The sequence below is a fragment of the Algoriphagus sp. PAP.12 genome (genome assembly GCF_026652115.1).
Lineage (GTDB): Bacteria > Bacteroidota > Bacteroidia > Cytophagales > Cyclobacteriaceae > Algoriphagus.
Genome location: NZ_JAPPSQ010000068.1, coordinates 1 through 823 on the forward strand (window position 1 = coordinate 1; position 823 = coordinate 823).

Here is an 823-nt window from a genome sequence, read left to right on the forward strand (position 1 = left end):
CATGCCGGCAGCAAGAGATGCATTTCGGGATATTTTCTATAGGAGTTCCTCAGGATTAATTGAAAAAGGTGATCATATCCGATTACAGGATATTCGGCTTTCCTACAACTTTGCTGGGGCAAATAGATCTTTTTCCAATTTTAGGAATGCTCAAGTATTTGTGTATGCCAATAATCTGGGGATGATATGGAAAGCAACAGATACGGATTGGGATCCTGATTATGGATTTGCAAAGCCTCTCAAAAGTATAGCTGCAGGACTGAAAATTGATTTCTAGAAATGACATCAACCAACTCTGAGAACTCATTCTAAAGTTTGAAATGAGGTTCATTCTGTAGCATAAATTCTAAAAAGAAATAAGGGGAATGGTCAATAGTTGACAGACAAAAGTCTAATGCTTTCTTCATAAGGGGAGGGGTGGTTGCCTCCAAATAGTAAGACCAGCCCGGGGATTCTCCGGGCCCCTTTTTTCAATTATCATTTAAAAAAATATAAAATGAAACATTTTAAAAAATTTCATATCTGCGTATTGGCAGCTCTTTTATGGGCTTGCGATGGCTTTTTGGATCCCAAACCGGATCAGGGACTTCTGGTCCCAAAGACACTGGATGACGTCCAGCTATTGTTGGACAATAATGTGGTATTTAATAGACAGGCTTTGTTGCCAACTATTTCCTCAGATGAATTTTGGACCACCTCTGATGCATATCAGAATATGACTATCCCTGAACAGGGCTCCTATTTATGGAAGGAGGATATCTTTCAGGGTTCTTCCACTTGGGATTGGGATTATGCTTATAGGCAGGTCTTTTATGCCAATATC

General features: G+C 39.5%; 1 protein-coding gene and 1 pseudogene. Both read left to right on the forward strand.

From position 1 onward, the window contains the following. The coding region (locus tag O0V13_RS21475) for a hypothetical protein (RefSeq protein WP_268037068.1) at window positions 1–277 on the forward strand (277 nt) is incomplete at its 5' end. A 219-nt stretch (window positions 278–496) separates the two neighbouring features. Further along, window positions 497–823, forward strand: a pseudogene (locus tag O0V13_RS21480) (RagB/SusD family nutrient uptake outer membrane protein); the annotation flags it as partial.